Origin of the sequence: Streptomyces tropicalis (assembly GCF_029269835.1) — a bacterium.
GTDB classification, from domain to species: Bacteria; Actinomycetota; Actinomycetes; order Streptomycetales; family Streptomycetaceae; genus Streptomyces; species Streptomyces tropicalis.
In genome coordinates this window covers 33,288-59,938 of the sequence record NZ_JARJBB010000025.1, presented here as the reverse complement: position 1 = coordinate 59,938, position 26,651 = coordinate 33,288, and the positions used below count along the sequence as shown (strand labels likewise).

Annotated in this window: 24 protein-coding genes and 2 pseudogenes; 15 read left to right on the top strand and 11 right to left on the bottom strand. The window is 74.3% G+C overall.

Annotated features, from left to right (window positions below):
* Both P3H78_RS29325 and P3H78_RS29320 read left to right on the top strand, forming a co-directional pair.
* A pseudogene (locus P3H78_RS29325) lies at window positions 1-132 on the top strand (integrase core domain-containing protein); the annotation flags it as partial.
* A gap of 353 nt (window positions 133-485) precedes the next feature.
* Window positions 486-826 (top strand): annotated as a pseudogene (locus tag P3H78_RS29320) (hypothetical protein); the annotation flags it as partial.
* Between the two features lie 105 nt (window positions 827-931).
* Here P3H78_RS29320 and hflX read toward each other — a convergent pair.
* The 6 genes from hflX to miaA form a co-directional block, all read right to left on the bottom strand.
* Complete coding sequence (gene hflX, locus P3H78_RS29315; RefSeq protein ID WP_276112193.1) at window positions 932-2,422, bottom strand: GTPase HflX; 1,491 nt, start codon at window positions 2,420-2,422, stop codon at window positions 932-934.
* A 213-nt stretch (window positions 2,423-2,635) separates the two neighbouring features.
* Window positions 2,636-4,186: a M1 family metallopeptidase gene (locus P3H78_RS29310; protein WP_276112192.1), complete on the bottom strand. Its 1,551-nt coding sequence runs from the start codon at window positions 4,184-4,186 to the stop codon at window positions 2,636-2,638.
* Window positions 4,187-4,294: 108 nt separating this feature from the next.
* The gene (locus P3H78_RS29305) at window positions 4,295-6,475 is read right to left on the bottom strand and encodes a RelA/SpoT family protein (RefSeq protein WP_276112191.1); all 2,181 of its coding nucleotides are present in this window, start codon (window positions 6,473-6,475) and stop codon (window positions 4,295-4,297) included.
* Between the two features lie 300 nt (window positions 6,476-6,775).
* A complete protein-coding gene (gene dapF, locus P3H78_RS29300; protein WP_276112190.1) occupies window positions 6,776-7,645 on the bottom strand; it encodes a diaminopimelate epimerase in 870 nt (289 codons plus the stop codon).
* Between the two features lie 136 nt (window positions 7,646-7,781).
* On the bottom strand, window positions 7,782-8,279 hold the full coding sequence (locus P3H78_RS29295; RefSeq protein ID WP_276112195.1) for a hypothetical protein: 498 nt from the start codon (window positions 8,277-8,279) through the stop codon (window positions 7,782-7,784).
* Between the two features lie 108 nt (window positions 8,280-8,387).
* Window positions 8,388-9,326: a tRNA (adenosine(37)-N6)-dimethylallyltransferase MiaA gene (gene miaA, locus P3H78_RS29290; protein WP_276112189.1), complete on the bottom strand. Its 939-nt coding sequence runs from the start codon at window positions 9,324-9,326 to the stop codon at window positions 8,388-8,390.
* A 190-nt stretch (window positions 9,327-9,516) separates the two neighbouring features.
* Here miaA and P3H78_RS29285 point away from each other — a divergent pair, with 190 nt between their 5' ends.
* Together P3H78_RS29285 and P3H78_RS29280 are read left to right on the top strand one after the other, a co-directional pair.
* Complete coding sequence (locus P3H78_RS29285) at window positions 9,517-10,125, top strand: hypothetical protein (RefSeq protein WP_276112188.1); 609 nt, start codon at window positions 9,517-9,519, stop codon at window positions 10,123-10,125.
* 23 nt (window positions 10,126-10,148) lie between these two features.
* Entirely contained in the window at window positions 10,149-10,535 is a 387-nt protein-coding gene (locus P3H78_RS29280) for an antitoxin (protein ID WP_276112187.1), read from the top strand.
* Between the two features lie 220 nt (window positions 10,536-10,755).
* On the opposite strand, the gene P3H78_RS29275 is transcribed toward P3H78_RS29280, so the two are convergent.
* Both P3H78_RS29275 and miaB read right to left on the bottom strand, forming a co-directional pair.
* Complete coding sequence (locus tag P3H78_RS29275) at window positions 10,756-11,469, bottom strand: class III extradiol dioxygenase subunit B-like domain-containing protein (RefSeq protein WP_276112186.1); 714 nt, start codon at window positions 11,467-11,469, stop codon at window positions 10,756-10,758.
* A gap of 279 nt (window positions 11,470-11,748) precedes the next feature.
* Window positions 11,749-13,278 (bottom strand): tRNA (N6-isopentenyl adenosine(37)-C2)-methylthiotransferase MiaB, encoded by a 1,530-nt coding sequence (miaB, locus tag P3H78_RS29270; RefSeq protein WP_276112185.1) that lies wholly within the window; start codon window positions 13,276-13,278, stop codon window positions 11,749-11,751.
* Between the two features lie 184 nt (window positions 13,279-13,462).
* Here miaB and P3H78_RS29265 point away from each other — a divergent pair, with 184 nt between their 5' ends.
* Window positions 13,463-14,761 (top strand): glycosyltransferase family 87 protein, encoded by a 1,299-nt coding sequence (locus tag P3H78_RS29265; protein ID WP_276112184.1) that lies wholly within the window; start codon window positions 13,463-13,465, stop codon window positions 14,759-14,761.
* Window positions 14,762-15,185: 424 nt separating this feature from the next.
* Window positions 15,186-15,902, top strand: a complete 717-nt coding sequence (locus P3H78_RS29260) for a hypothetical protein (RefSeq protein WP_276112183.1) — start codon at window positions 15,186-15,188, stop codon at window positions 15,900-15,902.
* Between the two features lie 26 nt (window positions 15,903-15,928).
* On the opposite strand, the gene P3H78_RS29255 is transcribed toward P3H78_RS29260, so the two are convergent.
* Window positions 15,929-16,333 (bottom strand): pyrophosphohydrolase domain-containing protein, encoded by a 405-nt coding sequence (locus P3H78_RS29255; RefSeq protein WP_276112182.1) that lies wholly within the window; start codon window positions 16,331-16,333, stop codon window positions 15,929-15,931.
* Window positions 16,334-16,429: 96 nt separating this feature from the next.
* Here P3H78_RS29255 and P3H78_RS29250 point away from each other — a divergent pair, with 96 nt between their 5' ends.
* Complete coding sequence (locus P3H78_RS29250) at window positions 16,430-17,428, top strand: TAXI family TRAP transporter solute-binding subunit (RefSeq protein ID WP_276112181.1); 999 nt, start codon at window positions 16,430-16,432, stop codon at window positions 17,426-17,428.
* Between the two features lie 163 nt (window positions 17,429-17,591).
* Here P3H78_RS29250 and P3H78_RS29245 read toward each other — a convergent pair whose 3' ends face one another.
* Both P3H78_RS29245 and P3H78_RS29240 read right to left on the bottom strand, forming a co-directional pair.
* On the bottom strand, window positions 17,592-19,001 hold the full coding sequence (locus P3H78_RS29245; protein WP_276112180.1) for a sensor histidine kinase: 1,410 nt from the start codon (window positions 18,999-19,001) through the stop codon (window positions 17,592-17,594).
* Window positions 19,002-19,010: 9 nt separating this feature from the next.
* Window positions 19,011-19,697 carry a response regulator transcription factor gene (locus tag P3H78_RS29240; protein WP_276112179.1) on the bottom strand — a complete coding sequence of 229 codons (687 nt, stop codon included), beginning with the start codon at window positions 19,695-19,697 and terminating at the stop codon, window positions 19,011-19,013.
* A 285-nt stretch (window positions 19,698-19,982) separates the two neighbouring features.
* On the opposite strand from P3H78_RS29240, the gene P3H78_RS29235 reads away from it, so the two are divergent.
* The 8 genes from P3H78_RS29235 to P3H78_RS29205 all read left to right on the top strand — a co-directional run bounded on the left by P3H78_RS29235 (window position 19,983) and on the right by P3H78_RS29205 (window position 26,644).
* Window positions 19,983-20,759: an amino acid ABC transporter ATP-binding protein gene (locus P3H78_RS29235; RefSeq protein WP_276112178.1), complete on the top strand. Its 777-nt coding sequence runs from the start codon at window positions 19,983-19,985 to the stop codon at window positions 20,757-20,759.
* A 144-nt stretch (window positions 20,760-20,903) separates the two neighbouring features.
* Window positions 20,904-21,737 (top strand): glutamate ABC transporter substrate-binding protein, encoded by an 834-nt coding sequence (locus tag P3H78_RS29230; protein WP_276112177.1) that lies wholly within the window; start codon window positions 20,904-20,906, stop codon window positions 21,735-21,737.
* Between the two features lie 123 nt (window positions 21,738-21,860).
* Window positions 21,861-22,529, top strand: a complete 669-nt coding sequence (locus P3H78_RS29225) for an amino acid ABC transporter permease (RefSeq protein ID WP_276112176.1) — start codon at window positions 21,861-21,863, stop codon at window positions 22,527-22,529.
* Entirely contained in the window at window positions 22,526-23,431 is a 906-nt protein-coding gene (locus P3H78_RS29220; protein WP_276112175.1) for an amino acid ABC transporter permease, read from the top strand. Before P3H78_RS29225 ends, P3H78_RS29220 begins: the two co-directional genes overlap by 4 nt.
* Before the next feature lie 336 nt (window positions 23,432-23,767).
* Window positions 23,768-25,369 carry an FAD-dependent monooxygenase gene (locus P3H78_RS29215; protein WP_276112174.1) on the top strand — a complete coding sequence of 534 codons (1,602 nt, stop codon included), beginning with the start codon at window positions 23,768-23,770 and terminating at the stop codon, window positions 25,367-25,369.
* A gap of 153 nt (window positions 25,370-25,522) precedes the next feature.
* Complete coding sequence (locus P3H78_RS33445; protein ID WP_369015727.1) at window positions 25,523-25,609, top strand: putative leader peptide; 87 nt, start codon at window positions 25,523-25,525, stop codon at window positions 25,607-25,609.
* Between the two features lie 76 nt (window positions 25,610-25,685).
* The gene (locus P3H78_RS29210; protein WP_276112173.1) at window positions 25,686-26,219 is read left to right on the top strand and encodes a cupin domain-containing protein; all 534 of its coding nucleotides are present in this window, start codon (window positions 25,686-25,688) and stop codon (window positions 26,217-26,219) included.
* Window positions 26,216-26,644: a rhodanese-like domain-containing protein gene (locus P3H78_RS29205; protein WP_276112172.1), complete on the top strand. Its 429-nt coding sequence runs from the start codon at window positions 26,216-26,218 to the stop codon at window positions 26,642-26,644. The genes P3H78_RS29210 and P3H78_RS29205 overlap by 4 nt, the downstream gene beginning before the upstream one ends.
* Window positions 26,645-26,651 lie beyond the last annotated feature (7 nt).

Sequence of the window (26,651 nt, the reverse complement as noted above, 5' to 3'; positions counted from 1 at the left end):
ACCAGCAACGACGAACGCACGGCCGCCCTGGCAGACTTCCTGCACACCTACAACCACCACCGCTGCCACACCGCACTCGGCGGCCAGCCACCGATCAGCCGTGTGAACAACCCTGCGGGTCAATACACCTAGGGCCTCTCTTTCGGGTCTTGCCGGGGGGCGCGGGGTCCGGCACGCACGTCTGCGGCGTCGTCGTCGGTTGTCGACGCTCCGCGTCGCCGCCCTCCTCCTCCGCCTTGCCGCCGCACGCACCGGACCCCGCTCGACCCCATGGCAGGGCGCCGCCGTCGGAAGCCGACCTGATCCGAAAGAAAGGCCCTGGGCGGCGGACCGTCCGGGGCGCAGCCGCGGCGGTGGGGTGTCTCAGGGAACCTTCACCGCCCCATCGCCGTTCGTTCCCGATTCCACGGGTACAGCGGGGTGCCACTCCCCGACGGCTCCGGTGCGCGGCCGCGCACCCCGCGGGCATCGGCACCGCCCGCGCAGGCTCAGCACTCGACGGGGGTCGACCGGCGTCGGCTGCCCAGGCCGCCCGGACGGGCGCCTGGGGGCTACCCGGAGGCGCCGCCGTACGACGGGCCTGAGGATGTTCCGCTGCGTCGACGGGCCCGGCCGCCTCTCGCCGAGCCCGGCGCTGCCCACCATGTGCCGCATCGGCTGCACCATGACCGGCGGCGGCTGGTTCCGCGTGGTGAACGGCGTGACCGAGCTGGTCTCGAACACCTCGATCGGCCCGTCCGACAGCACCTGGCCGGCCGGCCCGCAGCTGGGCCGGGGCGCCGAGGCGCTCCACCAGAACATGAGCCGGGCCTACGGCGGCCGGTGACACCGGCGCCGGCCCGCCACCGGCAGCACGCGTGAAGGCCCGCCCCCTCGCTCGGGGGCGGGCCTTCGTGGCGACCGGCCCGGCGTGCGCCGGGACGGTCCTCGCTCAGAGCGCGGGTGCCGGCACGTACGGCGCCAGGTCCGCCGCCAGCTCCTCGTGCACCAGGGCCTTGAGCAGGGTGCCCTCCGCGGTGTGCTCCTCGGAGATCACCTCGCCCTCGGTGTGGGCGCGGGCGACGAGCTTGCCGTGCGTGTACGGCACCAGCGCCTCGACCTCGACCGACGGCCGCGGCAGCTCGTCGTCGACGAGCGCGAGCAGCTCGGCGATGCCGGCCCCGGTGCGGGCCGACACGGCCAGGGAGTGCTTCTCCACCCGCAGCAGCCGCTGGAGGACCAGCGGGTCGGCCGCGTCCGCCTTGTTGATCACGACGATCTCGGGCACGTCGGTGGCGCCGACGTCCCTGATCACCTCGCGGACCGAGGCCAGCTGCTCCTCCGGATCCGGGTGCGAGCCGTCCACCACGTGCAGGATCAGGTCGGCGTCGCCGACCTCCTCCATGGTGGAGCGGAACGCCTCGACCAGGTGGTGCGGCAGGTGCCGGACGAAGCCGACGGTGTCGGTCAGCGTGTAGAGCCGGCCGCTCGGCGTCTCGGCCCGGCGGACGGTCGGGTCCAGGGTCGCGAACAGGGCGTTCTCGACCAGGACGCCGGCGCCGGTGAGGCGGTTGAGCAGGGAGGACTTGCCGGCGTTGGTGTAGCCGGCGATGGCCACGGACGGCACCCTGTTCCGCCGCCGCTCCTGGCGCTTGATCTCGCGGCCGGTCTTCATGTCCGCGATCTCCCGGCGCATCTTCGCCATCTTCTCGCGGATCCGCCGCCGGTCCGTCTCGATCTTGGTCTCACCGGGACCGCGCGTCGCGAGGCCGCCGCTGCCGCCGCCCATCTGCCGGGACAGCGACTGACCCCAGCCGCGCAGCCGCGGCAGCATGTACTGCATCTGCGCCAGCGCGACCTGCGCCTTGCCCTCCCGGGACTTGGCGTGCTGGGCGAAGATGTCGAGGATCAGGGCCGTGCGGTCGATGACCTTGACCTTGACGATGTCCTCGAGGTGGATGAGCTGGCCGGGGCTGAGCTCACCGTCGCAGATGACGGTGTCCGCGCCCGTCTCCAGGACGATGTCGCGCAGCTCGCCGGCCTTGCCGGATCCGATGTAGGTCGCCGCGTCCGGCTTGTCGCGGCGCTGGATCACGCCGTCCAGCACCATCGCACCCGCGGTCTCCGCGAGGGCGGCGAGCTCGGCGAGCGAGTTGTCGGCGTCCTGCGCGGTCCCCGAGGTCCACACGCCGACGAGCACGACCCGCTCCAGGCGGAGCTGCCGGTACTCGACCTCGGTGACGTCCTCGAGCTCGGTGGAGAGGCCCGCGACACGGCGCAGTGCCGCGCGCTCGGAGCGGTCGAACTGCTCGCCGTCCCGCTCGCCGTCGATCTCGTGGCTCCAGGCGACGTCCTCTTCCATCAGGGCATCGGCCCGAAGACCCTCGGGGTGGGGGCGCGCAACGCGCCTGTTGGCCTGGGAAGAGGAAGAAGAGGAGGTCATTGGGTCCTTACGTCGTGGGAATGCCGTGGTCGGCCGGACGGAGCGGGAGGCACGGCCCGACGGCCCCGACAGCCACTCCCTCACTGCGCTCAACGCTCGGGCGCCCCGGGGGATTCCCGGGCGCCGTGCCGCGCCGACCTCATGATGGTCGCACGGCACGGCCCGTCTCGTCACCGTGTTATCACCCGCCCGCCGCCCGCTCCCCCGCGCCGGTCAATTCCGCGGGGCGACCGGCGCGGGGACGGGCTTCCAGTCCGGGTGCCCCGGCATCGGCGGGGTCTTCGCGCCGTACAGCCACGCCCCGAAGAAGGCGCCGAGGTCCCGCCCGGAGACCTGCTCGGCCAGGCGCTCGAAGTCGGCCGTGGTCGCGGTGCCGTCACGGTGGGTGCGCACCCAGGTGCGCTCCAGCCGCTCGAAGGCGGGCCTGCCGATCGTCCCGCGCAGCGCGTACAGGACGAGCGCGGCGCCGTCGTAGACGTTCGGCCGGAAGATGCTGATCTTCTGGCCGGGCTTGGGCGCCTTGGGCCGTGCGGGCGGGCCGCCGGCGGCCCGCCACCGGTCGGAGGCGCCGTAGGCGGCCTTCATCCGGGCGTCCATGGACCGGTGCGCGGTCTCGTCGGAGTACAGGGACTCGTACCAGGTGGCGTGGCCCTCGTTGAGCCAGAGGTCGGACCAGGTGCGCGGACTGACGCTGTCGCCGAACCACTGGTGGGACAGCTCGTGCACCATGATCGAATCGAGGTACCACTCGGGGTAGGCCGGGTTGGTGAAGAGGTTCTTCTCGAAGAGGGAGAGGGTCTGCGTCTCCAGCTCGAAGCCGGTGGCGGCGGAGGCCATGAGCACGCCGTACGTCTCGAAGGGGTACGGCCCGACCTTGCGCTCCATCCAGGCGATCTGGCCGGGGGTCTTCGCCAGGACCGGCTCGAGGGCCTCGCGGTCGGCGGCGGGGACGACGTCGCGCACGGGCAGGCCGTGCGGGCCGGTGCGGTGCAGCACGGCGGAGCGGCCGATGGACACCTGGGCGAGCTCGGTCGCCATCGGGTGCTCGGTGCGGTACGTCCACGTGGTCGCGCCGGCCGTGTGGCGGACGCCGGCGGGCAGCCCGTTCGCCACGGCGGTGTAGCCGTCGGGCGCGGTGACGTGGAAGGTGAACAGCGCCTTGTCGGAGGGGTGGTCGTTGCACGGGAACACGAGGTGGGCGGCGTCGGCCTGGTTGGCCATGACCAGACCGTCCTTGGTGCGCACCCAGCCGCCGTCCTGGCCCTTGGCGGCGACGGGGTCGCTGGTGTGGTGCACGGTGATCCGCATCCAGCTCCCCCGCGGCAGCGGCACGGGCGGATCGATCACCAGGTCCTCGCCGGCGCCGGTGAAGGTGGCGGGCAGCCCGTCGACCTCCACGGCGTCGACGGTGCCGTGGGCGAAGTCGAGGTTCACGCGGCCCAGGTCCGAGGTGACCCGGGCGTCGATGGTGGTGACGGCCCGCAGGGGCTTGCTGTTGCTGCCCGGGTAGGTGAGGGCGAGGTCGTACGCCGTCACGTCGTAGCCGGGGTTGCCCAGGTAGGGGAAGAGCCGGTCGCCGATGCCGAGGGGCGTGGGGGGTGCGCTCGCGGCGACGAGGCAGAGGGAGGCCGCCGAGGCGAGGAGCGCCGCCGCCCTGCGTCCTCGCCGTGCTCCGGTGCGCGGGCCGGGTGCCGGGGCCGCGGGGGCCTGCGCCGCGGGTGCGGGGGCTGAGGGGCGGGCCTGGTTGCGGAAGGTGAGCGCCATGGACCACCGCTACCAGCGCGCGGGGGCCGCGCGGTGGCGGCGCGCGCCGAGCCCACCCGAACGGGTTCTTCCGGGCCGGTTCCCGTGCGGACCGGGCCCCGGCCGGGCCTATCTGCCGGGCGGGTTGGGCTGGGTGCGGCTCACGTCGTAGACGCCGGGGACGTTGCGCATGGCCCGCATCAGGGCGGGGAGGCGGGCGGCGTCGGGGAGTTGGAGCGTGTAGGTGTGGCGCACCCGTTGCCGCATCGGCGGGGCGACCGTCGCCGAGACGACCTCGACGCCGAGCTGGGCGATGGCCTCGGTGAGGTCGGCGAGCAACTGGGGGCGGCCGAACGATTCGGCGAGCAGCGTGACCCGGCACTCGGTGGTGTCGCCCCAGTGCACCGCGACCTCGGCGCGGCCGCCCGTCCGCATCCCCGCCACCGCGGAGCACTCGACGCGGTGCACGGTCACCCCTCCCCCGCGGACCGGGAACGCGGTGATCCCGTCGGGCGGTACGGGTGTGCAGCAGCCGGCGAGGCGCGCGGAGGCGCCGGGCCGGCCGGCGACGACCACGCTGGCGGGGCCGGGCCGGGATGCGGTGCCCGCGCGGGGGCTCTCGGCACGGCTCGGGGCCCGGTCGTCGCCCGGGCCGACCTCGGGCCGGGGCGCGGCCCCGCGGTCGGCGGACTCGGTGGGCGCCGGTGCCGGATGGGACGCGAGCCAGCGCTGGATGGCGATGCGCGCGGCCGGGGTGTGGGCGTGGTCCAGCCATGCGCGTGAGGGTTCGGAGGCGGGGTCCTGCCCCATGAGGGGCTGGACGGTGTCGCCGTCCCTCAGCACGGTGCTCAGGGTGGCAAGACGGCCGTTGACCCGGGCGCCGATGCAGGCGTGCGCGTCCTCCCCGTACTGGGCGTAGGCGGCGTCCACGCAGGTGGCGCCCTCGGGCAGGCCGAGGGTGCCGCCGTCGGGCCGGAAGACGGTGATCTCGCGGTCCTGTGCGAGGTCCTCGCGCAGGGTGGACCAGAAGGTGTCCGGGTCCGGGGCGGCCTGCTGCCAGTCGAGGAGGCGGGAGAGCCAGCCGGGCCGCGTGGGGTCGGCGCGTTCGCCGTCGCCCGGGTCGTCGGCGCCGGGGGCGGACGGGTCGGTGGCCGGGGAGTACGGGTTGCCGAGCGCGACGACGCCGGCCTCGGCGACCTTGTGCATCTGGTGCGTGCGGACGAGGACCTCGACGACCTGCCCGTCCCCGCGGGCGACGGCGGTGTGCAGCGACTGGTACAGGTTGAACTTGGGGACGGCGATGAAGTCCTTGAACTCCGAGACGACCGGGGTCATGCAGGTGTGCAGTTCACCGAGGACGGCGTAGCAGTCGGCGTCCTCGTTCACCAGGACCAGCAGACGGCCGAAGTCGCAGCCGCGCAGGTCGCCGCGTTTGCGGGCCACGCGGTGCACGGAGACGAAGTGCCGGGGCCGGACGAGGACTTCGCCGGGAATGCCGGCCTCGCGCAGGATCCGGCGGGCCTCCTCGGCGACCTCGGTCAGCGGGTCGTCGGCGCGGGCGGTGTTCTCGGCGATCAACTCCCGGGTGTGTTCGTACTCCTCGGGGTGGAGGATCGCGAAGACCAGATCCTCCAGCTCGGTCTTGAGCGCCTGCACGCCGAGCCGTTCGGCGAGCGGGATGAGGACGTCCCGGGTGACCCGGGCGATGCGGGCCTGCTTCTCGGGGCGCATCACGCCGAGGGTGCGCATGTTGTGCAGCCGGTCGGCGAGTTTGATCGACATCACGCGGACGTCGCTGCCGGTGGCGACGAGCATCTTGCGGAACGTCTCGGGTTCCGCGGCGGCGCCGTAGTCGACCTTCTCCAGCTTGGTGACGCCGTCGACGAGGTAGCGGACCTCCTCGCCGAACTCCTCGCGCACCTGGTCCAGCGTCACCTCCGTGTCCTCGACGGTGTCGTGGAGCAGTGAGGCGGTCAACGTCGTTGTCTCGGCGCCCAGTTCGGCGAGGATGAGGGTCACCGCGAGAGGGTGGGTGATGTACGGCTCGCCGCTCTTGCGCATCTGGCCGCGGTGCGAGGACTCGGCCAGGACCCAGGCGCGGCGCAGCGGTTCCAGGTCGGCGTCGGGGTGGTGGGCGCGGTGCGCCTCGGCCACGTGGCCGATGGCGTCGGGCAGCCGGTCGCGCGCCGCGGGGCCGAGCAGCGCGGCCCGGCCGAGGCGGCGCAGGTCGATCCGGGGGCGTGTCCTCCGGCGGGGCGCCGCGGGAGAGACGGGGCCCTGCGCCGCGGGATTCGTGGCATCCGCACTCATGGGGACCTCCGGCTGCGTCGACCGGCGGACGGGGCGCCCCAGGGCGTACACGGCTCAGGGGATGGCAACGGATCCCCCGCCCGGGCCGGTGATTGATGCTACCGAGCCCAGCACGCCCGACCGACCGCCTCTCGGCGAGCGTGAAACGGATCACCCATTCGAGCGACGGTCGGGAGGTTTACGGTTTTCGGTCATCCGTCGGGCGACCGCCCGTCGATTCGCACCTCCGCCCGTCCCGGGGGCACGCGTACGGCCGGCGACGGGGCCGGAACGGTGCGGGGAAGGCAGGCGGACGCGGTGTCAGCGGGGCGCGGTTTCCAGCCACTCGGGGTCGAGCGTGCCCTCGGCGACGATCACCGCCGGACCGGTCATCTCGATCTCACCGTCCGGTCGTTCGGTGATCACCAGCGTTCCGCCGAGCACGTCGACGGTGTACGTGGCCGGGGTGCCGGTGGCGGCCGGGTCGGCGCCGTCCCGCCGCGCCGCGGCGACGGCGACCGCGCAGGCGCCGGTGCCGCAGGAGCGGGTCTCCCCGGAGCCGCGCTCGTGCACGCGCATCGCGACGTGGCGGGGGCCGCGGTCCACGACGAACTCGACGTTGACCCCGTCCGGGTAGGCGGCGGCAGGGGCGAAGGGCGGCGGGGTGTACAGGTCGCTGGCGTGCGCGAGGTCCTCGACGAAGGCGACGGCGTGCGGGTTGCCCATGTTCACGTTCCGTGCGGGCCAGCTGCGCTCGCCGACGCGGACCGTGACCTCGCCCTCGGGCAGGCGGGCCCGGCCCATGCCGACGGTGACGTCCCCGTCCTTGGCGAGGTGCACGTGCTTCACGCCGCCGCGGGTGGCGATCGCGAGGTCGCCCTCGGCCACGTGCCCGGCGTGCTGGAGGTAGCGCGCGAAGACCCGCACGCCGTTGCCGCACATCTCCGCGACGGAGCCGTCGCCGTTGCGGTAGTCCATGAACCACTCCGCCTCGGCCGCCATGGACCGCGCCTCGGGGTGCGCGGCCGAGCGCACGACGTGCAGCACGCCGTCGCCGCCGATGCCCGCCCGGCGGTCGCACAGCGCGGCGACGGCGGCCGGGGACAGGTCCAGGGCGTTCTCCGGGTCGGGGAGGATCACGAAGTCGTTCTCCGTGCCGTGCCCCTTGAGGAAGGCGGTCCGCGTGCTCATCCCTCGATCGTACGGGGTGGCCGGGGAACCCGGCGGTCATGCCGCAGTGCGGTCGGCGTACGGGGCGCGAGACGGGCGTGCGTCGGCGGGGCGGCGCGGGCTCCGGGGCCGGTGAGGCCGCCGGGCGGCGGCCGGGTCAGCGGAGCCGGGCGACGCGCCAGACGGCGAGGACCGCGACCACGGCGACCAGCACGGCGTACACGCCCACGAGACGCCAGTCGGTGCGGCGGCCGGAACCGCGCGGCGGGAGGCCGGGCCAGGTGTGGCCGACCCTGCGGGCGGCCATCATGCCCCAGCCGGCCGCGCAGGAGCAGATCAGCAGGCCCAGCATGGCGATCACGGCGCCGCTGTCGCCGAAGTCGAAGGCCAGCGGGAAGGCGAACATCAGCGAGCCGACGGCGGCCAGACCCACGATGGGCGCGAGCTGCCAGATGCGCAGCCGGCGCTGCGGACGCAGTTCGACCTCGACCTCCGGCCCGGCGTACATCTCGTCGGGGTCCGGGCCGTCGGCGGTGACCCCGCCCTCCTCGTCGGGCCCGTCGGGGCTCAGCGAGCCGTCGTCGGGTTCCGCGCCACCCCGGTCCACGGTGATGTGCTCGGTGCCTTGTGCGGTGTCGCGAGGGCCGGCCTCCATCGCCACGCGCCCTCCCAACTCGGACTCCATTTGGTCGATCGAAGCTCGATGATGGCACGGCGCCGAAGGCCCGGATGACGGCCTGGGCGTCCCGATGCCATCACGTGATCAGGCTGTGACCGGTCGTTCGACCAACGTCAGCGCCCGCTCGGGAAGTTCTGTGAGATCCGCCGCAGCCCCGCTCAGCCAGTGCACCCGCGCGTCCCGACGGAACCAGGAGTCCTGCCGGCGCGCGAAGCGCTTGGTGGCGCGTACGGTCTCGGCGCGGGCCTCGTCGAGGGTGCACTCCCCGGCGAGCGCGGCGAGTACCTGCTGGTAGCCGAGCGCACGCGACGACGTGCGCCCCTCCCGCAGGCCCTGCGCCTCCAGCGCGCGCACCTCGTCCACCAGCCCGGCCTCCCACATGCGGTCGACCCGGCGGGCGATGCGCTCGTCGAGCTCGGGGCGGGCCACGTCGACGCCGATCTGCACGGTGTCGTAGACGGAGTCGTGGCCGGGGAGGTTGGCGGTGAAGGGCTGCCCGGTGATCTCGATCACCTCCAGGGCCCGGACGATACGGCGCCCGTTGCCGGGCAGGATCGCCCGTGCCGCCTCGGGGTCCACGGCGGCGAGCCGCGCGTGCAGCGCCCCCGAGCCGCGGACGGCGAGCTCCTCCTCCAGCCGGGCCCTGACCACGGGGTCCGTGCCGGGGAACTCCAGGTTGTCCACCGCTCCGCGGACGTAGAGGCCGGAGCCGCCGACGAGGATCGGCCAGCGCCCCTCGGCGAGCAGCGCGTCGATCCGCTGCCGTGCGAGCCGCTGGTACTCCGCGACGGAGGCGGCGACCGTGACGTCCCAGATGTCCAGCAGGTGGTGCGGCACGCCCTGGCGCTCCTGCGGCGTCAGTTTCGCGGTGCCGATGTCCATCCCGCGGTAGAGCTGCATGGAGTCGGCGTTGACGACTTCTCCGCCGAGCCGGCGGGCCAGGAAGACGCCGAGATCCGACTTTCCGGCTGCGGTGGGGCCGACGACGGCGATGACACGGGGGGCGGTGGGTGCACTGCTCACCGCACCAGTTTCGCAAACGTCCGCCCGCCGCCTCGAACGAGTGAGGTGTCGGTGCGGTTCCGGGGTCGTTGCAGGTTGCGAGGCACTCGTCGCCGGATTCCGGCCGGGTTGCGGCCCGTTCCGGGGCGCCGGCCGTGGAGCCGGCCGACCGGTCGGCTATTCGTCCGTACACGTAATATATGGAGTTGATATGGGCATTTTTGCGCGACTTCTCGGCAGGGCGAAGGCCACGGAGGAGGCCGGGGAGGAACTCGCGGCGATGTCCGATGCGGGGCGGTCGGCCGCGGCGGAGCGCGGTGAGGACGCGTCCGGTGGGGGCGCCGCCGGGACGGACGGTGCCGGGTCCGACGGCGCTGGAACGGACGGTGCCGGGGCGGAGGGTGCCGGGGCCACGGGGAGCGCCGAGGGCGCGGAGAACGGCGCGGCTGAGGGCGCCGAGGGCGCGGAGGCGGTTTCGACCGGCTCGGTGTCGCAGGCCGAGGAGGGTGCAGGGGCCGAGGTGGCGCGGGACGGCGCGGAGGAGACGGGGACCGGTGCGGCCCGGGAGGCCGGGGGCGCGGACGGCGCTGCGGGCGAGCGGGAGGAACGGGAGCAGGGCCCGTCCTCGGCGGTGGACGGGGAGGCCGGCGCCGCTGCGGACCGCACGGACGGCGCGACCGCGGGCCGGGACGGCGTGGAGGACCACGAGGAGGGCGGGTCCGGAGACGGGGCCGGGCGCCGCGACGGGGTCGGGATTCCCCGGCAGCAGACGGCCGGCGGGGCGGCCGAGCAGGAGACCGGCGAGGGCGTCCGCAGGTGACCGCCCGGAGGGAGAGGCCGACGATGAGTCTGCGGGACGAGATGAAGGCCGGGCTGGACCGCGCCCGGCACACGGTCGCGGACCTGGCGCACCGGCACGAGGACCGGATCGGGCACGGACTCGACCGGGCGGCCGAGTTCGTCGACGCGCGGACCGGCGGCAAGTACGGCACGCGGCTGCAGGCCGGCGCGGGCAAGGCGAAGGAGGCGGTGGCGCGGCTGGCCCACGAGGACGAGCGGGACACCGGCCCGGCGCGCGGCACGGATCCCTCCGGCGCCGCGCCGGGCACCGGCTCCGCGGGCTCCCGCCCGGGCGGGGGCCCCACGCGCACACCGCCGTCCGGCGACGACACGGCGCCCCGGCCGGACGGCCCCGGGGGCGACTCGCCCGAGCCGCCGCCCGCCGCCTGAACGCACCGGACGCGACCGCGTGCCCGCGCAACCGCCGAGCCTCAGGCCACGGCGCCGCCCCGGCCGGCCGCGCCACGCGACCCCGGGTCCTCCCGGCCGAGGACCGGGGGAGCATCCGGCGGTCCGAGGAGCCGCGGGGCCGGGGGCCCGAACGTCCGTGAGGCCGTACGTCCGTGCGCCCGTGGGTGGGTACGTCCGTAGGGCCTCGGGTCCAGGCCCCTCAGGTCCAGGTCGCGACGAGGTACTCCACGCCGTACGGGGCGTCCTCGTGCAGCAGGGAGCCCGAGAGCCCGGCCCCCTCGGCGGCGCCCGCGAGCACCTGCCAGGGTGCCCGGCCCGCGGCCTGTACCTCTCGGGCCAGCTCGGCGTCGATCGCCATGAGGGCCGCCGGGTCCGCCGCCCCGAGGGCGCGTGCCACGGCGGCGTCGAAGGGGGCCGCGCGCTCGTCGAGGTAGCCCGGCGCCTTGAGCGTCCGGCAGGCGCTGCCGTCGCCCATCACCAGCAGCGCGACGCGGTCGGAGGACGCGGCGATCTCCCGACCGGCCGCCGCGCACCGCGCGGGTTCCAGGTCCTGCCCGACCGCCAGCCCCTCGACCGGGGCGTCGGACCGGCCGACCCGCTCCAGCAGCCAGGCGGCGACGGCGAGCGAGGCCGGCAGCTCACGCCCGGGCGCCGCGCCCCGGTCGCGGCCCAGGCGTACGTCCAGGTCCACGCCGAACCCGCGGAACGAGCCACGGGCGCCCTCCGGGTACGGGCCGTCGGCGGCGGGCCCGGCCGGTCCCACGACCACGAGCCGGTCCGGGCGTGCGGCGGCGAGGACACCCAGCGCGTCCGTGCACGCGGACCGCGTCGCGTCCAGCTCGTGCGCGGCCCCTCCGGCGACCGGGGGGACGAGCAGGGGTGGGCAGGGACAGACGGCGGCGGCGACAAGCATGATCGGCAGCGTAACGCCGTCCGCCGCCCGGACGGCACTCGGCGTCCCCGCGCCGCCGCGGCGGCCGCGCCCCCGGGCACCGACTCGGGAAAGGGCCCCGGACGGCGGCCGGGGAAAGGGAGGCCGAGGCGCCTGTCGCCCGCATGCGGCACGGCGGCGCACACCGGCCGCGCGTCCCCGCGGACGCCCCCGGCCGTGCGCCGGAACACGGCCGGGGCGTGCACGGGGACGCGCGCCGGAAACGCGGTGTCCGCGGTGGCGCAGGGCGGCGGGTCGGGGTCAGTCGCAGCCGCAGCCGCTGCCCGCGGCGGCCGGCAGCGGCTCGGGGACGCCGATCTTCGGCAGACCGAGCATCACGCCGGCGGGCTTGGCGGCCTCCGCCGCGTTGCGCTTCTCCCAGGCGTCGCCCGCGCGGGTGCGGCGCACGGCCCGCACCGGACCCTCGGCGAGGAGGTGGTGCGGGGCGGCGTAGGTGATCTCGACGGTGACCACGTCGCCGGGACGCACGTCCTCGTCCGGCTTGGTGAAGTGGACCAGGCGGTTGTCGGGGGCGCGCCCGGAGAGCCGGTGGGTGGCGCCGTCCTTGCGGCCCTCGCCCTCGGCGACCATGAGCTCCAGGGTGCGGCCGACCTGCTTCCTGTTCTCCTCCCAGGAGATCTCCTCCTGGAGTGCGACCAGGCGCTCGTAGCGGGCCTGGACGACCTTCTTGGGGATCTGGTCCTCCATATCGGCGGCCGGGGTGCCGGGCCGCTTGGAGTACTGGAAGGTGAAGGCCTGGGCGAAGCGGGCCTCGCGCACCACGTGCAGGGTCTGCTCGAAGTCCTCCTCGGTCTCGCCGGGGAAGCCCACGATGATGTCGGTGGTGATGGCCGCGTCCGGGATGGCGGCCCGGACCTTCTCGATGATCCCGAGGTAGCGCTCCTGGCGGTAGGAGCGGCGCATGGCCTTCAGCACGGTGTCGGAACCGGACTGCAGCGGCATGTGCAGCTGCGGCATCGCGTTCGGCGTCTCGGCCATGGCGGCGATGACGTCGTCGGTGAAGTCGCGCGGGTGCGGCGAGGTGAAGCGGACCCGCTCCAGGCCCTCGATCGTCCCGCAGGCCCGCAGCAGCTTGCTGAACGCCTCGCGGTCGCCGATGTCGGAGCCGTAGGCGTTGACGTTCTGGCCGAGCAGGGTGATCTCGGAGACGCCCTCGGCGACCAGGGCCTCGACCTCGGCGAGGATGTCGCCGGGGCGGCGGTCCTTCTCCTTGCCGCGCAGCGCCGGGACGATGCAGAAGGTGCAGGTGTTGTTGCAGCCGACCGAGATGGAGACCCAGGCCGCGTACGCGCTCTCACGGCGGGTGGGCAGTGTGGAGGGGAAGGCCTCCAGGGACTCGGCGATCTCGACCTGCGCCTCCTCCTGGACGCGGGCGCGCTCCAGCAGCACCGGGAGCTTGCCGATGTTGTGCGTGCCGAAGACGACGTCCACCCACGGGGCCCGCTTCACGATGGTGTCGCGGTCCTTCTGCGCCAGGCAGCCGCCGACCGCGATCTGCATACCGGGCCGGGCGGCCTTCTTCGGTGCGAGGTGGCCGAGGTTGCCGTAGAGGCGGTTGTCCGCGTTCTCCCGGACGGCGCAGGTGTTGAAGACGACGACGTCCGCGTCGCCGTCGGCGCTCTCCGGCGCGCGCACGTAGCCGGCGTCCTCCAGCAGCCCGGCCAGCCGCTCGGAGTCGTGGACGTTCATCTGGCACCCGTAGGTGCGGATCTCGTAGGTCTTGGAGGAGAGGACGTCCACTGCCGGGCTCCGGTCGCTGCTGCTGGTCATGGCTCAAGGGTAGGCGGTTGCGGTGACGGCCCCGCCCGCGGTGGCCGGCGGCCGGCCGGGCCGGAACGGCGCGACACGACCGCAGGCTGCCCTCCCCCGGGCGGACAACTGGCCCAAAATGGGCAGGCCCCGTCTCAGCAGCGCCGGTCCGCCCCTCGCGGCCCTCTCCGGACAGGTACGTGTGATGCAGCTTCGTGACGCCCTGCGGACGGCCGGCTCCGACGCCCCCGGGGACGGGACGATGCGCGCGTGGTTCCTGCGTCCGGCCGGTCCGGTCGCGGTCGCCCTCCTCGCCGCGGTGCTGATCGCCCGTGCCGTGCGGGTGGCCGTCGCGTTCGCGGGCGGCGGCATGGACAACGCGTTCGTGGTGCACGCCGGGCAGGTCTGGCTGCACGGCGGCGCCCCCTACGCGGACCGGCGGTTCCTGTACCTGCCGAGCGCCGTGCTGTTCGCGGGCGGGCAGGCGGCGCTGCCGCCGGAGGCGGTCCGGGTCGGGGCGCCCGTGGTGTGCGTGGCGCTGCTCGTGGCGGGCTGGTGGTGCGCCGTACGGCTGTTCCGGGTGCCGCCGGGCAGCCGGTTCGCGGTCCTGGGGCTGCTGGGGCTGGTCCTGCTGTGGGCGCCCGTCGGCCATCTGGTGAACCTGGGGAACTGGACGGCCGTCAGCGCCCTCGCCCTGCCGGCGGCACTGCTGCTGGCGGACCGCGGGCGCTGGGCGGCGGCGGGTGCCGTGCTCGGGGTCTCGGTGGCGGTCAAGCCGCTGCTGCTGCCCGTCGCCCTGCTGTTCGTCCTGGCCCGGCGGTGGCGGGGCCTGGCCTGGATGGTGGCGCTGCCCGCCGTGCTGTCGCTGGGCGCGGCCCTGGTGATGCCGGATCCGGGGCGGTTCTTCACCCACACCCTGCCCTTCCTGCTGCAGGGCGGGGACGGTCTGATGCGGCCGTTCGACGCCTCGCTGCCCGCGGTGCTGCCGCGCCTCGGGATCCCGCCGGCCGTCGCGGAGGCGGTGGCGCTGGCCGCGGCGGCCGGCGGTGTGGTGTGCGCGTGCCTGCGCTGGCGGCGCGCCGACCCCGGTCCGGCGCGGCTCGCGGACACGGCGGCGCTGCTGATGCTGGCGTCGTACCTGGTGGCGCGGCCGTCCTACGACCACTACCTGGTCGTGGTCGTGCCGCTGCTGTGCGCCGGCGCGCTGGAGGCGGGGTCGGTCGCGCGCTCACCGTGGTTCTGGGCGGCCCTCGTACCGCAGGTTCCGGAGTTCACGTTTCCGTATCTGGACGCGTCCACGCGCAGGGCGTTCAAGGACGCGCTGACCCTGTGCGGTCTGACGCTGGTCCTGGCCGCGGCGTGCGCGCGCCCGGGGACGCGGACCGCGGGCGGGAGGGCCGCGTCGCACGACGGACGCGCCGCCGCCGCGGCGGAAGCGGAGGCCGTCACGGCGCACGCCGCCGGGGAAGGCGTCGCCGCCCGGCGGAGGCGCGCGCAGAGCTGACCGGAGCGGGTGCCCCGGCGACGGGACCGGGCATCCCCATGAGCCGCCCCCCGCAGGCAGCACCACCGTAGGCGGCACCCCCCACCGCCGGGCCCTCACGGTATGCACCTCCTCGAGCAGCCGCCCGGCCCGCACCCCACCGCCGGCACCTCCGTAACCCGCATGCCCGTCGCCGTGGCGGACGACGGCGGCGCCAACGGGAGCGGCCGGGGTGCGCCCGCCCGCGCCCGCGCACGGCGAGGAGCGCCGCCCCGCCCCCGCCCGCGGTGGCCGGATCGTGCGGTGCCAGTGGGACGCCATGGCATGCTCCCGACTTGTTACTCATCGGTAGACAGGCGGAGTTCCGCCGTCCGCCGAGGTGCCGTCCGCGCTGCCGCGTCCGGCACCCGCATGCCACCCCCCACCCTCCGAACCGGGACCGACCTTGCGCAGACGCACCCGGCACAGACGTGCCCTGATCCCCGCCCTCGCCGTGACCGGCCTCCTGCTGGCCGCCGGCTGCTCCTCGTCCCCGCCCCCGTCCGGCGGCGCCCCCGCCGCGTCGTCACGGCCGGACCCGGACGGAACGGCCGGCGCCGCGGACCGCACGGCCGCCGTGGCGGCCGCCCCGGCAGGCACCGCCGCCACCGCGACCGGCGGCCCCGCGCGGAGCCTGGCGCACAGGACCTCGCTGACCGTCCGGTCGTACGACAGCCGGACCGGGCGCGCCGTCGTCGCCCCGCACGACGACCGCCCCGGCCCCTCGCCCTCGCCCGGCGCCACCGGCCGCCCCCACCGCACCGCCGTCGGGGAGGTGATCGCCAGCGCCACGGCACCGGGGGCGCCGCACGGCCTGCTCGCCCGGGTGACCCGGGTGGTCGGCGAGACCGGCCGGGGCACCGAGGTGCAGACCGAACCCGCCGCGCTGAACGCGGTGCTCGGCGACGAGACGGCCCGCGGCGCGGTGCCGGTCGCCCCGGCCTCGTTCGCCGTCGACCGGCTGCTGCCCGGCGTCCAGGTGTCGTGGGCCCAGGCGGGCCGCGTGCGGGTGGGTCCGCACGGCGCGACCGTGCCGCTCGGCAGCCCGGACCGTCCCGCTGGGCACGCTGCACCGCGAGTGGAAACTGGCGGGCGGCGCCTCACCCTCGTAGGGCGCCCCTGAGGTGACGTCCCCCGTACGGGACGCCGTCACGCGCCGCCCGGGGTCCACCCCTGGCGGCGCAACACGGCCGCCACGTCCGGCGCCCGGTAGTGGTCGCCCTTGAGCACCTTGCCGTCGGCGCGGCGGGCGACCTGCCCGTCGGGGCCGAGCTTGGTCATGTTGGAGCGGTGGATCTCGGCGATCACCTCGTCGAGGTCGATGCCGTGGACCAGCGCCGTGCCGTAGGCCACGTAGACGACGTCGGCCAGCTCGTGCGCGAGCCGGTCGAGCGGGCCGTCCACCGCGATCTCGGCCGCCTCCGCCGCCTCCTCGGCGAGCAACTTACCGCGATGGGCCGCGAGTTCCGGGGACACCTCGGTCGGCGTACGGCGGGCCGCGAGCCCGAGGGCGCGGTGGAACTCGCGGACGAGGCCGGCGGGCGAGGAGCTCATACGGCGACTGTATCCGCCGCCCCGGACGGTCCCCTCCGCGTGCCCGGGAGGCCGGGCCCTGGTCAGTACCGCGCACCGGCTGGCAGGATCACGCGCATGTCCAAGGTGTTCCCCCGGATCGGCAGGCGTCGGGCCCTGCAGGGCTCGGCCGCCGGCGTGGTGGTCCTGGGGCTGCTGCTGTGGTGGCTGCTCCCGCTGGGCGACGAGCCGCCGCGCGGCACGATCACCTTCAGCACCGGCACGCCGCGCGGCGTCTACCAGGAGTACGGCAAGCTGCTGCGCTCCGAGTTCGACAAGGACATGCCGCACCTGGAGGTGCGGCTGCTGACCAGCGCCGGCTCGCAGGAGAACGTCGCGCGGGTGGCGACCGGCCGCGCCGACTTCACGATCGCCGCCGCCGACGCCGTGGACACCTACGAGCTGGCGGGCGGCCCGGGGGCCGCGCGGCTGCGCGGTGTCGCCCGCCTCTACGACGACTACGTGCAGCTGGCCGTCCCCCGCGGCTCGTCCATCACCTCCGTCGCGGACCTGCGCGGCAAGCGGGTGGCCATAGGGCCGCCGAACTCGGGTGTGCGCCTGATCGCCACGCGGGTGCTGAGGGCGGCCGGGATGGATCCGGCGAAGGACGTCCGGCCGACCGGCGACGGCATCGACACCGGGCCGGACCAGCTGCGCCGCGGCGCCATCGACGCCTTCTTCTGGTCGGGCGGACTGCCCACCGACGGCCTCGGCCGACTGGCCTCGACGTTCGCGTTCCGCTTCGTGCCGATCGAGGCCGACCTGGTGGCCCGGATGCACGCCCAGGGGGACGCCACCCGCTACTACCGCGCCACGAACATGCCGGAGTCGGCCTACCCGTCCGTGCAGCACGGCGAGACGGTGCCGACCATCGCCGTCTCCAACCTGCTGATGACCCGCCGGGACATGGACCCGCGGCTGACCGAGTGGATCACCCGCACCGTGATCAAGAGCCGCGACCGCATCGGCGCCCACGTGCACTCCGCTCAGCTCGTCGATCTGCGCACCGCCATCTACACCGACCCGCTGGCCCTGCACGAGGGCGCACGGCGCTACTACCGCTCGGTCAAGCCGTAGGCCACGTCCGCGGAGTCCCGTCCGCGTCGCGACACCCGGCACGCTCTCCCGAGCTCTTCGGGCAAGGGGACGCCCGGAACACGCACCGGACGCCGTGTCACCCGCCCTGCGGGCGAACGAGGCGACGTCGCGGACATGCCCCGGGCCGACCGCCCCGGCCCGGCTACGGCGCCGAAGGCCCCGATCTCGGCACGGTGACCGTCACCCGGAGCCCGCCCGGCTCGCCGCGTGCGTAGTCGATCGCGCCGCCGCCCGCCGTGATCAGCGCCCGGGCGATGGACAGGCCCAGACCGGAGCCCTTGATGTTCTGGTGCCGGCCGCTGCGCCAGAACCGGTCGCCGACACGGGCCAGTTCGTCGTCGGTGAGCCCGGGTCCGCGGTCGGTGACGACGACCGACGAGGTGTCCCGCTGCGTGGAGACGGTGACCTCGACGCGCTCGCCCCCCGGCGTGAACTTCACCGCGTTGTCGATCACCGCGTCCAGTGCGGAGGACAGCGCCACCGGGTCGGCCCACGCCGTGGTGGCCGGGCACTCCCCGACCAGCTCGACCCCCTCGGCCTCGGCGGCCGGCGCCCAGGCCGCGACCCGCTCGGCGGCCAGGGCCCCGATGTCGGTGAGCCGCAGGTCCGCCTCGGCGTGCTCGGCGAGCGCCAGGTCGAGCAGGTCGTCCAGCACCTGGGTGAGCCGCTTGCCCTCGGTGCGGACCGAGGCGATCTCCTCGTTGCCCTCGGGCAGCTCCAGAGCGAGCAGCTCGATGCGCAGCAGCAGCGCGGAGAGCGGGTTGCGCAGCTGGTGCGAGGCGTCCGCCACGAAGGCCCGCTGCTGCTCCAGCACGTCCTCGACGTGGTCCGCCATCTCGTTGAACGACCGGGCCAGCCGCCGTAGTTCCGGCGGCCCGCCGGACACCGCGACCCGGGACTTCAGCCGGCCGGTGGCGATGTCGTGGGTGGTGGCGTCGAGGACCCGTACGGGCCTGAGCACCCAGCCGGTCAGCCGCAGCGCGGCACCGACGGCGAGCAGCATCGCCGCGATCTCGCCCGCGCCGACGAGCAGCCAGCCCTGCAGGGTCCGGGAGCGCATCTGCCCGGTGGGCGAGTCGGTCACGACGACCGCGACGACGTCGCCGTCCCGGATCACCGGCGAGGCGACCACCAGGCGGCGGCGCTGCCAGGGCCACACCTGTGCGGGGTCGTGGCTGCGCCGGCTGAGCAGTGCCTCCTCGAACGCGTCGCGGACCTCGCCCGCCGGGGGGAGGTACCAGTCGTCGGGAGCGTTGGCCATGGGGGTGCCGGTGCGGTAGAAGACACCGGCCCGGATGCCGTAGACCTCGTAGTAGCTGGTGAGTTCGCGGCCGAGGGTCTCGCGGCGCTCGTCCGGCGTGGTCCGGCGGGACCCGCTGGGGCGGTCGGTGACGAACTGCGCGAGGGCGGCGAAGCGCGCCGTGTCGTCGATGCGGTCGACGACCTCGGTCTGCTGTTCGGCGGCGGCCCCGCCGGCGGCGAGCGGGATGCCGAGGGCGAGCAGGACGGCCGCCATCAGGACGATGAGCAGCGGCAGCAGGCGTGTGCGCACCCGTCCCCGCTACCCGGCCGGTGCGACGAGTCGGTAGCCGACTCCGCGGACGGTCTCGATCAGCGCCGGCATGTGCAGCTTGGAGCGCAGCGAGGCGACGTGCACCTCCAGGGTGCGGCCGGTGCCCTCCCAACTGGTGCGCCAGACCTCGCTGATGATCTGCTCCCGGCGGAAGACCACTCCCGGGCGCTGGGCGAGCAGCGCGAGCAGGTCGAACTCCTTGCGGGTGAGGGCGACGGCCGTGCCGTCCACACTGACCTGGCGGGTGGGCAGCTCGATGCGGACGGGGCCGAGGCGCAGCGCGGTCCGGGTGTCACCGGTGTCGTCCACGTGCGGGGTGCGGCGGCTGACGGCGTGGATGCGGGCGAGCAGCTCGCCGGTGTCGTAGGGCTTCACGACGTAGTCGTCGGCGCCGAGGTTGAGGCCGTGGATGCGGGAGCGGACGTCGGACCGCGCGGTCACCATGATCACCGGGGTGCCGGTGCGCTTGCGGATCTTGCCGCAGACCTCGTAGCCGTCCTGGTCGGGCAGGCCCAGGTCGAGCAGGACCACGCCGAAGCCGGCACCCTCCGGGACGAGCGCCTGGAGCGCCTCCTCGCCGCTGCGGGCGTGGGTGACGTCGAATCCGTGCCGTGCGAGGACGGCGGACAGGGCCGCGGCGACGTGGTTGTCGTCCTCGACGAGCAGCAGTCTCATCCCGGCCCCCTCCGGTTCATCGGTCGTACGATCGTGGTCTGTAGGGCGCGCGCCCGCACGCGTGTCCCAGGGCAGTCACGCCGATGGACTAGGACGGCGTCAAGAGCGTTCCGGTTGCTCGCGGCTTCCGTTATCCAGCCGGTACGCACCCGTACGGCAGCAGCTACGACGTGTGTCCGATTGCTATCGGATCGTGATGCTCAAGTCTCCCTCAGATGTAATGACGCAGGTCGTACCGGGAAATTACTGTCCTCCGCAACCGAGGAGGACGGAGCCGGAGTAGCCATGACCCACGTATCGACGGCCAAGGAAGAAGCGGCCTCGACCGGCGATCTGGTCGCCCTGAGGAGTGTCGACAAGCACTTCGGCGCGTTGCACGTGCTCCAGGACATCGATCTCACGATCGCCCGCGGCGAGGTCGTCGTGGTCATCGGGCCCTCCGGGTCCGGCAAGTCCACCCTGTGCCGCACCATCAACCGCCTGGAGACCATCGACTCGGGCACCATCACGATCGACGGGAAGCCGCTGCCCGAGGAGGGCAGGCAGCTGGCCCGGCTGCGTGCCGACGTCGGCATGGTCTTCCAGTCGTTCAACCTCTTCGCGCACAAGACCGTGCTCGAGAACGTGATGCTGGGCCAGATCAAGGTCCGCAGGACCGACAAGAGGCAGGCCGAGGAGCGGGCCCGGGCCCTGCTCGACCGGGTCGGCGTGGGCGCGCAGGCCGACAAGTACCCCGCGCAGCTCTCCGGCGGACAGCAGCAGCGCGTGGCCATCGCGCGGGCGCTGGCCATGGAGCCGAAGGTGATGCTCTTCGACGAGCCGACCTCCGCCCTGGACCCGGAGATGATCAACGAGGTGCTGGAGGTCATGCAGCAGCTCGCCCGCGACGGCATGACGATGATCGTGGTCACCCACGAGATGGGCTTCGCCCGGTCCGCGGCGAACCGGGTGGTCTTCATGGCCGACGGCCGGATCGTCGAGGAGGCCGCGCCCGACCAGTTCTTCAGCAACCCGCGCAGCGACCGCGCCAAGGACTTCCTGTCGAAGATCCTGCACCACTGACGGTCCGCCGCGCACGGCCGCGCCGCCGCCCCCTGACCGGCGCCGCGGCCCCCGCGGCCCGGCCGCACGGCGCGGGCCGTGCGGCCCGACGCCCCGTCTTCCGGCCCCGACGGCCGCAACCCTCACTCACCAAGGATGTTCACCATGAAGCTCCGCAAGGTCACCGCCGCCGCGGCCGTCGTGCTCGCCCTCACCGTCTCGGCGACGGCGTGCAGCTCGAACGGCAAGAACGGCGGCGGCGCCTCCGGCGACAAGATCAAGGTCGGCATCAAGTACGACCAGCCCGGTCTCGGCCTGAAGCAGCCCGACGGCTCCTTCTCCGGCTTCGACGTGGACGTCGCCACGTACGTCGCCAAGCAGCTCGGCTACAAGCCGAACCAGATCGAGTTCGTCGAGACCAAGAGCGCCGACCGGGAGAACGCGCTCGCCCGCGGCGACGTGAAGTTCATCGTCGCCACCTACTCGATCACCGACGAGCGCAAGCAGAAGGTCGACTTCGCCGGCCCGTACCTGCTGGCCCACCAGGACCTGCTGGTGAAGAAGAACGCGAAGATCATCAAGGGTAAGGACCTCAACGGCAAGAAGCTGTGTTCCGTGACGGGGTCGACCTCCGCGCAGAACATCACCAAGACGATCGCCCCGCATGCCCAGCTCCAGCAGTACAGCGGCTACTCGGAGTGCATCGCGGGTCTGCAGACCGGCGCCGTGGACGCGGTCACCACCGACGACTCGATCCTCGCGGGCTTCGCCGCGCAGGACAAGTACAAGGGCCAGTTCAAGCTCGCCGGCCTGAAGCTGAGCAACGAGAACTACGGGATCGGCGTCAAGAAGGGCGACACCGCGACCGTCAACAAGATCAACACCGCGCTCGAGAAGATGGTCAAGGACGGCTCCTGGGCCGCCGCGGTGAAGAAGAACTTCGGCCCGGCGGACTACAAGAACGAGCCGGCGCCGAAGATCGGCCAGATCGTCAAGTAGCCCAGGGCTCCCCGGCACCCGCAGGGGCCGCAGGGTCCACGGGCGCGCCGCCGCCCGCCGCGATCACGGCGGCGGCGCGCCACGCCCTCCTCGTACGCCACACACCCGGAAGCGCGGGAGATCGTGTTCGACTTTCTTCAAGGTTACGACGTCCTAGGGGCGTTCTGGATGACGGTGAAGCTCACCGTCTTCTCCGCCGTGGGCTCCCTGGTCTGGGGCACCCTGCTGGCCGCGATGCGGGTCAGCCCGGTCCCGGTCATGCGCGGGTTCGGCACCGCCTACGTCAACATCGTCCGGAACATCCCCCTGACGGTCATCATCGTCTTCTCCTCCCTCGGCCTCGCCAACATCTTCGGCGTGACCCTGGGCGCGGCCGACAACTTCGCCGTCCAGGGCTTCCGGCTGGCGGTGCTCGGACTCGTCGCCTACACCGCCGCGTTCGTCTGCGAGGCGCTGCGCTCGGGCATCAACACCGTGCCCGTCGGGCAGGCCGAGGCGGCCCGGGCGATCGGCCTGAGCTTCAGTCAGTCGCTGCGGCTGATCGTGCTGCCGCAGGCCTTCCGGGCGGTCGTGGGCCCGCTGGCCAACGTCCTGATCGCGCTGACCAAGAACACCACCGTGGCCGCGGCGATCGGCGTCGCCGAGGCCGCCACCCTGATGAAGACCATGATCGAGAACGAGGCCCAGACGCTCGCCATCGGCGCCGTGTTCGCCTTCGGTTTCGTGGTCCTGACCCTGCCGGTCGGCCTCCTCCTCGGCTGGCTCGGCAAGCGACTGGCGGTGAAGCGATGAGCTCCGTCCTCTACGACGCCCCCGGCCCGCGGGCCAAGCGGCGCAACGTCGTCCTCTCGGTCGTCTTCGCGGCCCTGCTCGCCCTGCTCCTGTGGTGGGTGTGGCAGGTGATGGACGACAAGGGCCAGCTGAAGTGGGCCCTGTGGCAGCCCTTCACCACCTCCGAGGCGTGGACCACGTATCTGGTGCCCGGCCTTCTCAACACCCTCAAGGCCGCCGCACTCGCCATGGTGATAGCCCTCCCGCTGGGCGCCCTCTTCGGCATCGCCCGCCTGTCCGACCACCGGTGGGTCCGCGCGCCCGCCGCGGTGGTGGTCGAGTTCTTCCGGGCCATCCCGGTGCTGCTGCTGATGCTCTTCGCCAACGAGCTCTACGTCCGCTACTCGGACATCAGCAGCGAGGACCGCCCCCTGTACGCGGTGGTCACCGGCCTGGTGCTCTACAACGCCTCGGTCCTGGCCGAGGTGGTGCGGGCCGGCATCCTCGCCCTGCCCAAGGGCCAGTCGGAGGCCGCCTACGCCATCGGCCTGCGCAAGGGCCAGACCATGGCCGGCATCCTGCTGCCGCAGGCCGTGACCGTCATGCTGCCGGCCATCGTCAGCCAGCTGGTCGTCATCGTGAAGGACACCGCGCTCGGCGGCGTCCTTCTGAACTTCACGGAACTGCTGAACGCGCGCAGCACCCTCGCGGCCAACTACGCCAACGTCGTGGCGAGCTTCATCGTGGTGGGCATCATCTACATCGTGCTCAACCTCATCCTCACCAGCTGCGCCTCCTGGCTGGAGCGCCGGCTGCGCCGCAGCAAGAGGAGCACGGGGGCGGTCCTCACCGCCGAGGACGTCGAGGACCTCAACCCGGCCCACCTGGGCGGCGCGGCGCCGGACGCGGGCGGGCCGATCTGACCGGACCCGGTCCGGCGGTCCGGCTTCGGCCGGGTCCGGCGCCGGCAGGTTCTCCCGGACGGGGCAGGGGCGTGGATGCCGCTGCCCCGTTCCGCCGTCCACGGAGACCCCGTGCCCCGGCCCGCTCGTCGATCGTCCTCGCCGCGGACGGGGCGGCGTCCGCCGCAGGGGGCGCAGGGACCGCGCGCAGGGGGCACCCCGGGGCACCGAGCGTGAGTCCCGCTTGACCGGTCGGCGCCCAGTCTGTTGCATACGTTCTGTGATCGCGCACCCTGCTCCGCCTTCCTGTTCCCCTGCGGCCCCGAGGACACCGACACGGGCAGGGGGCGCTGCGTCGTGGATCCGGTGATCGTCGTCGGAGCGGGGCCCGTCGGGCTCACGCTCGCCCTGGCGCTGGCACGCCAGGAGGTGCCGTCCGTCGTCCTGGACGAGGGGCCCGGCCGGGACACGGCGCGCGCCGCACGCACGGTGGTCCTGGACGACCACACCACGGCCCTGGTCGAGCGCCTGACCGGCGCCGCACTCGGCGAGGCGGGGACGTACTGGGCCGGATGGCGGTCTCTGCGGCGCAAACAGGTGATGCGCGAGACCCGCTTCGAGGAGCCCGGATCGGCCCCCCTGCACCTCGCCCAGCACGTGCTGACGGGTGCCCTGCGCACCGCCGCCGCCCGCGAGCCGCTCGTCGAACTCGCCACGGACAGCCGCCTGGACGCCGTGGAGCAGGAGCCGTCCGGCGTCACGACCCACACCCGTGGCCCCAACGGCACCTGGTGGCGCGGAAGTTACCTCGTCGGCTGCGACGGCCCCCGGTCGACCGTGCGCAAGCTGGAGGACATCCGCTTCCCCGGCCGCACGGCCGTCGAACGGCACGCGGTCGCCGCACTGCGCACCGAACTCCCCCGCCCCGACGAAGCGTTCCTCCACCGGACCCCGCCGTGGCGCGGCTCCGGCCCCTCGGCGGGCGAGATCACCGCCCGCCCCCTGCCCGACGGCGTCTGGCGCCTCGACTGGCTGCTCCCGCCCGGCAAGGACCTGGTCACCCCCGAACTGCTCGTCACCCGCATCCGGGAGACCCTCACCGGCTGGACCGGCGACCCCACGCCGGCGTACGAACTGCTGGACACCGGCGTCCACACCGTGCACCACCGGCTCGCCCGCCGCTGGCGCGCGGGGCGGGTCTTCCTCGCCGGGGACGCGGCACACCTCCTCGGCGCCTTCGGCACCCAGGGCCTCGCCGAGGGTCTCCGGGACGCCGACAACCTCGCCTGGAAGCTCGCCCTCGCCTGGCACCACGGTGCGCACGAGGCCCTCCTGGACAGCTACCAGGCGGAACGACGGGCCGCCGTCGCCGCCCGGCTGCGCGCCGCGGACCAGACGCTGCCGCTGCTGCGCGGGGGCGGCGGGCTGCGCTCCTACGTCCCCGGGGCGTCCCGTGGGAACGACGCGCTGCTGATGGACGCCCACCTCGGACGCGGCCCGCTCGGCGCACCCGGCACGTACGACGGGTCGCCGCTCGCGCCCGCGCCCGTCGAGGCGGAGGTGCCCGTCGGGACGGACGTCGGTGCTCCGGTCGCCGACGTCCCGGTCACCGCGGAGGACGGCGCCCTCGTACCGCTGCGGGAACGGCTGGGCCGCGGGGCCCTGCTGGTGGTGCTGATCGCGCCGGGCACCGTCGTGTGGGAGCGGCGGCACTGGGTGAGCGCGGGGGTGATGCCGCGGCTGGCCGCCGCGGTCACCGCGCTGCCCCGCCCCGCGGAACTGCTCGTTGCCGAGAGCTACCCGGGCGCGGCCGCGCACTCCGTCCTGCTGGTCCGTCCCGACGGCCACCTCGTCACGGCGCTGAACGGCGTGCGCCCGGCCGACCTGTACGCGGCGGCCGAGGCGGCGCTTGGCGGACCGGTCGGCGTGGCGGCCCACGCCGAAGCGGGCGCCCGCTGACGGCACGCCCGCGCTCCACGGGGGTGCGAACGGCCGCTCCGGGGCGGTCGTGCCCCCGCGTCCGGCCTCCCCTTCCCCACGCGCCGCGCCGCGCGGTGTCCGCATGCTGATGGCTGTTTGACCGGCCCGCACCCCCGTGGTGTACTCCGGATCGTGACCGACACCGATGTGCGCCTGTGGCGGAGGGTCCATATGGACCTCGTCCGCTATGCGGGCTGCGTGTGTCGCCGTCCCTGCTGAATTCGCGTTCCTTGCTCCTCGCGCGCGCCCTCGTGCTGCCGCGCGCCTTTGGCGAACACTCCTCAGGACGGTGTACGTGTCTCTCTCTCCCTCCCTGTCCGCGCCCGCCACCGCGCAGGCGCCCGCTCAGGCGGACCTCCTCGACTTCGTCCGGCGGACCGCCGCCGACACCGAGCTGATCTCCTCGCTCCCCCTCGATCCCGAAGGCCGCACCTGGGTACGCCTGGAGGGGCCCGGCGGCAGCGAGGCCTGGCTGATCGGCTGGCCGCCCGGCAGCGGCACCGGCTGGCACGACCACGCCGACTCCCTGGGCGCCTTCCTCACCGCCTCGGGCGAGCTGACCGAGCACTCCCTCGCCGCCCGGCTGCCCACCGACGGCTGGAAGACCCTGGAACTCAGCGACGACGTGGACCGCACGCGCCGGCTCCCGGCCGGACGGGCCCGCTCGTTCGGCCACCACCACGTCCACGAGGTCCTCAACGAGTCGGCGCACCGGCACGCGGTCTCCGTGCACGCCTACTACCCGCCGCTGCCGCAGATCCGCCGCTACAGCCGGGCCGGGCAGGTGCTCCGGCTGGAGCAGGTCGAGCGTCCGGAGCACTGGCAGTGAGCGCCCGGGATCCGCGGCCGACCGGCATCGACGAACTTCTGGAGCGGGTCCGCAGCGGCTACCGGCGGATCGAACCCGACGCGGCCCGTGCCGCACACGCGGCGGGCGACGCCCTGCTGGTCGACATCCGCTACGCGGCACTGCGCGACCGGGACGGCCTGATCCCCGGCGCCCTCGTCGTGGAACGCAACGAGCTGGAATGGCGGCTGGACCCGCAGGGCAGCCACCGCCTCCCCGAGGCCGCCGATCACGAGGTGCGGGTGGTCGTGATCTGCAACGAGGGCTACGCCTCCAGTCTGGCCGCCGTGTCCCTGCACCGGCTGGGGCTGCACCGGGCGACCGATCTCGTCGGCGGCTTCCAGGCGTGGAGGGCGGCGGGCCTGCCGGTGACGGCCCCTCAGAAAGACGCGCCGCCCTCCGCGTGAGCGGATC

Excerpts from the sequence above, each read along its gene's own strand:
- hflX (WP_276112193.1), bottom strand. The coding sequence starts at position 2,422 with ATGACCTCCTCTTCTTCCTCTTCCCAGGCCAACAGGCGCGTTGCGCGC.
- P3H78_RS29310 (WP_276112192.1), bottom strand. The coding sequence starts at position 4,186 with ATGGCGCTCACCTTCCGCAACCAGGCCCGCCCCTCAGCCCCCGCACCC.
- P3H78_RS29305 (WP_276112191.1), bottom strand. The coding sequence starts at position 6,475 with ATGAGTGCGGATGCCACGAATCCCGCGGCGCAGGGCCCCGTCTCTCCC.
- dapF (WP_276112190.1), bottom strand. The coding sequence starts at position 7,645 with ATGAGCACGCGGACCGCCTTCCTCAAGGGGCACGGCACGGAGAACGAC.
- P3H78_RS29295 (WP_276112195.1), bottom strand. The coding sequence starts at position 8,279 with ATGGAGGCCGGCCCTCGCGACACCGCACAAGGCACCGAGCACATCACC.
- P3H78_RS29285 (WP_276112188.1), top strand. The coding sequence starts at position 9,517 with ATGGGCATTTTTGCGCGACTTCTCGGCAGGGCGAAGGCCACGGAGGAG.
- P3H78_RS29280 (WP_276112187.1), top strand. The coding sequence starts at position 10,149 with ATGAGTCTGCGGGACGAGATGAAGGCCGGGCTGGACCGCGCCCGGCAC.
- P3H78_RS29275 (WP_276112186.1), bottom strand. The coding sequence starts at position 11,469 with ATGCTTGTCGCCGCCGCCGTCTGTCCCTGCCCACCCCTGCTCGTCCCC.
- miaB (WP_276112185.1), bottom strand. The coding sequence starts at position 13,278 with ATGACCAGCAGCAGCGACCGGAGCCCGGCAGTGGACGTCCTCTCCTCC.
- P3H78_RS29265 (WP_276112184.1), top strand. The coding sequence starts at position 13,463 with ATGCAGCTTCGTGACGCCCTGCGGACGGCCGGCTCCGACGCCCCCGGG.
- P3H78_RS29255 (WP_276112182.1), bottom strand. The coding sequence starts at position 16,333 with ATGAGCTCCTCGCCCGCCGGCCTCGTCCGCGAGTTCCACCGCGCCCTC.
- P3H78_RS29250 (WP_276112181.1), top strand. The coding sequence starts at position 16,430 with ATGTCCAAGGTGTTCCCCCGGATCGGCAGGCGTCGGGCCCTGCAGGGC.
- P3H78_RS29240 (WP_276112179.1), bottom strand. The coding sequence starts at position 19,697 with ATGAGACTGCTGCTCGTCGAGGACGACAACCACGTCGCCGCGGCCCTG.
- P3H78_RS29235 (WP_276112178.1), top strand. The coding sequence starts at position 19,983 with ATGACCCACGTATCGACGGCCAAGGAAGAAGCGGCCTCGACCGGCGAT.
- P3H78_RS29230 (WP_276112177.1), top strand. The coding sequence starts at position 20,904 with ATGAAGCTCCGCAAGGTCACCGCCGCCGCGGCCGTCGTGCTCGCCCTC.
- P3H78_RS29220 (WP_276112175.1), top strand. The coding sequence starts at position 22,526 with ATGAGCTCCGTCCTCTACGACGCCCCCGGCCCGCGGGCCAAGCGGCGC.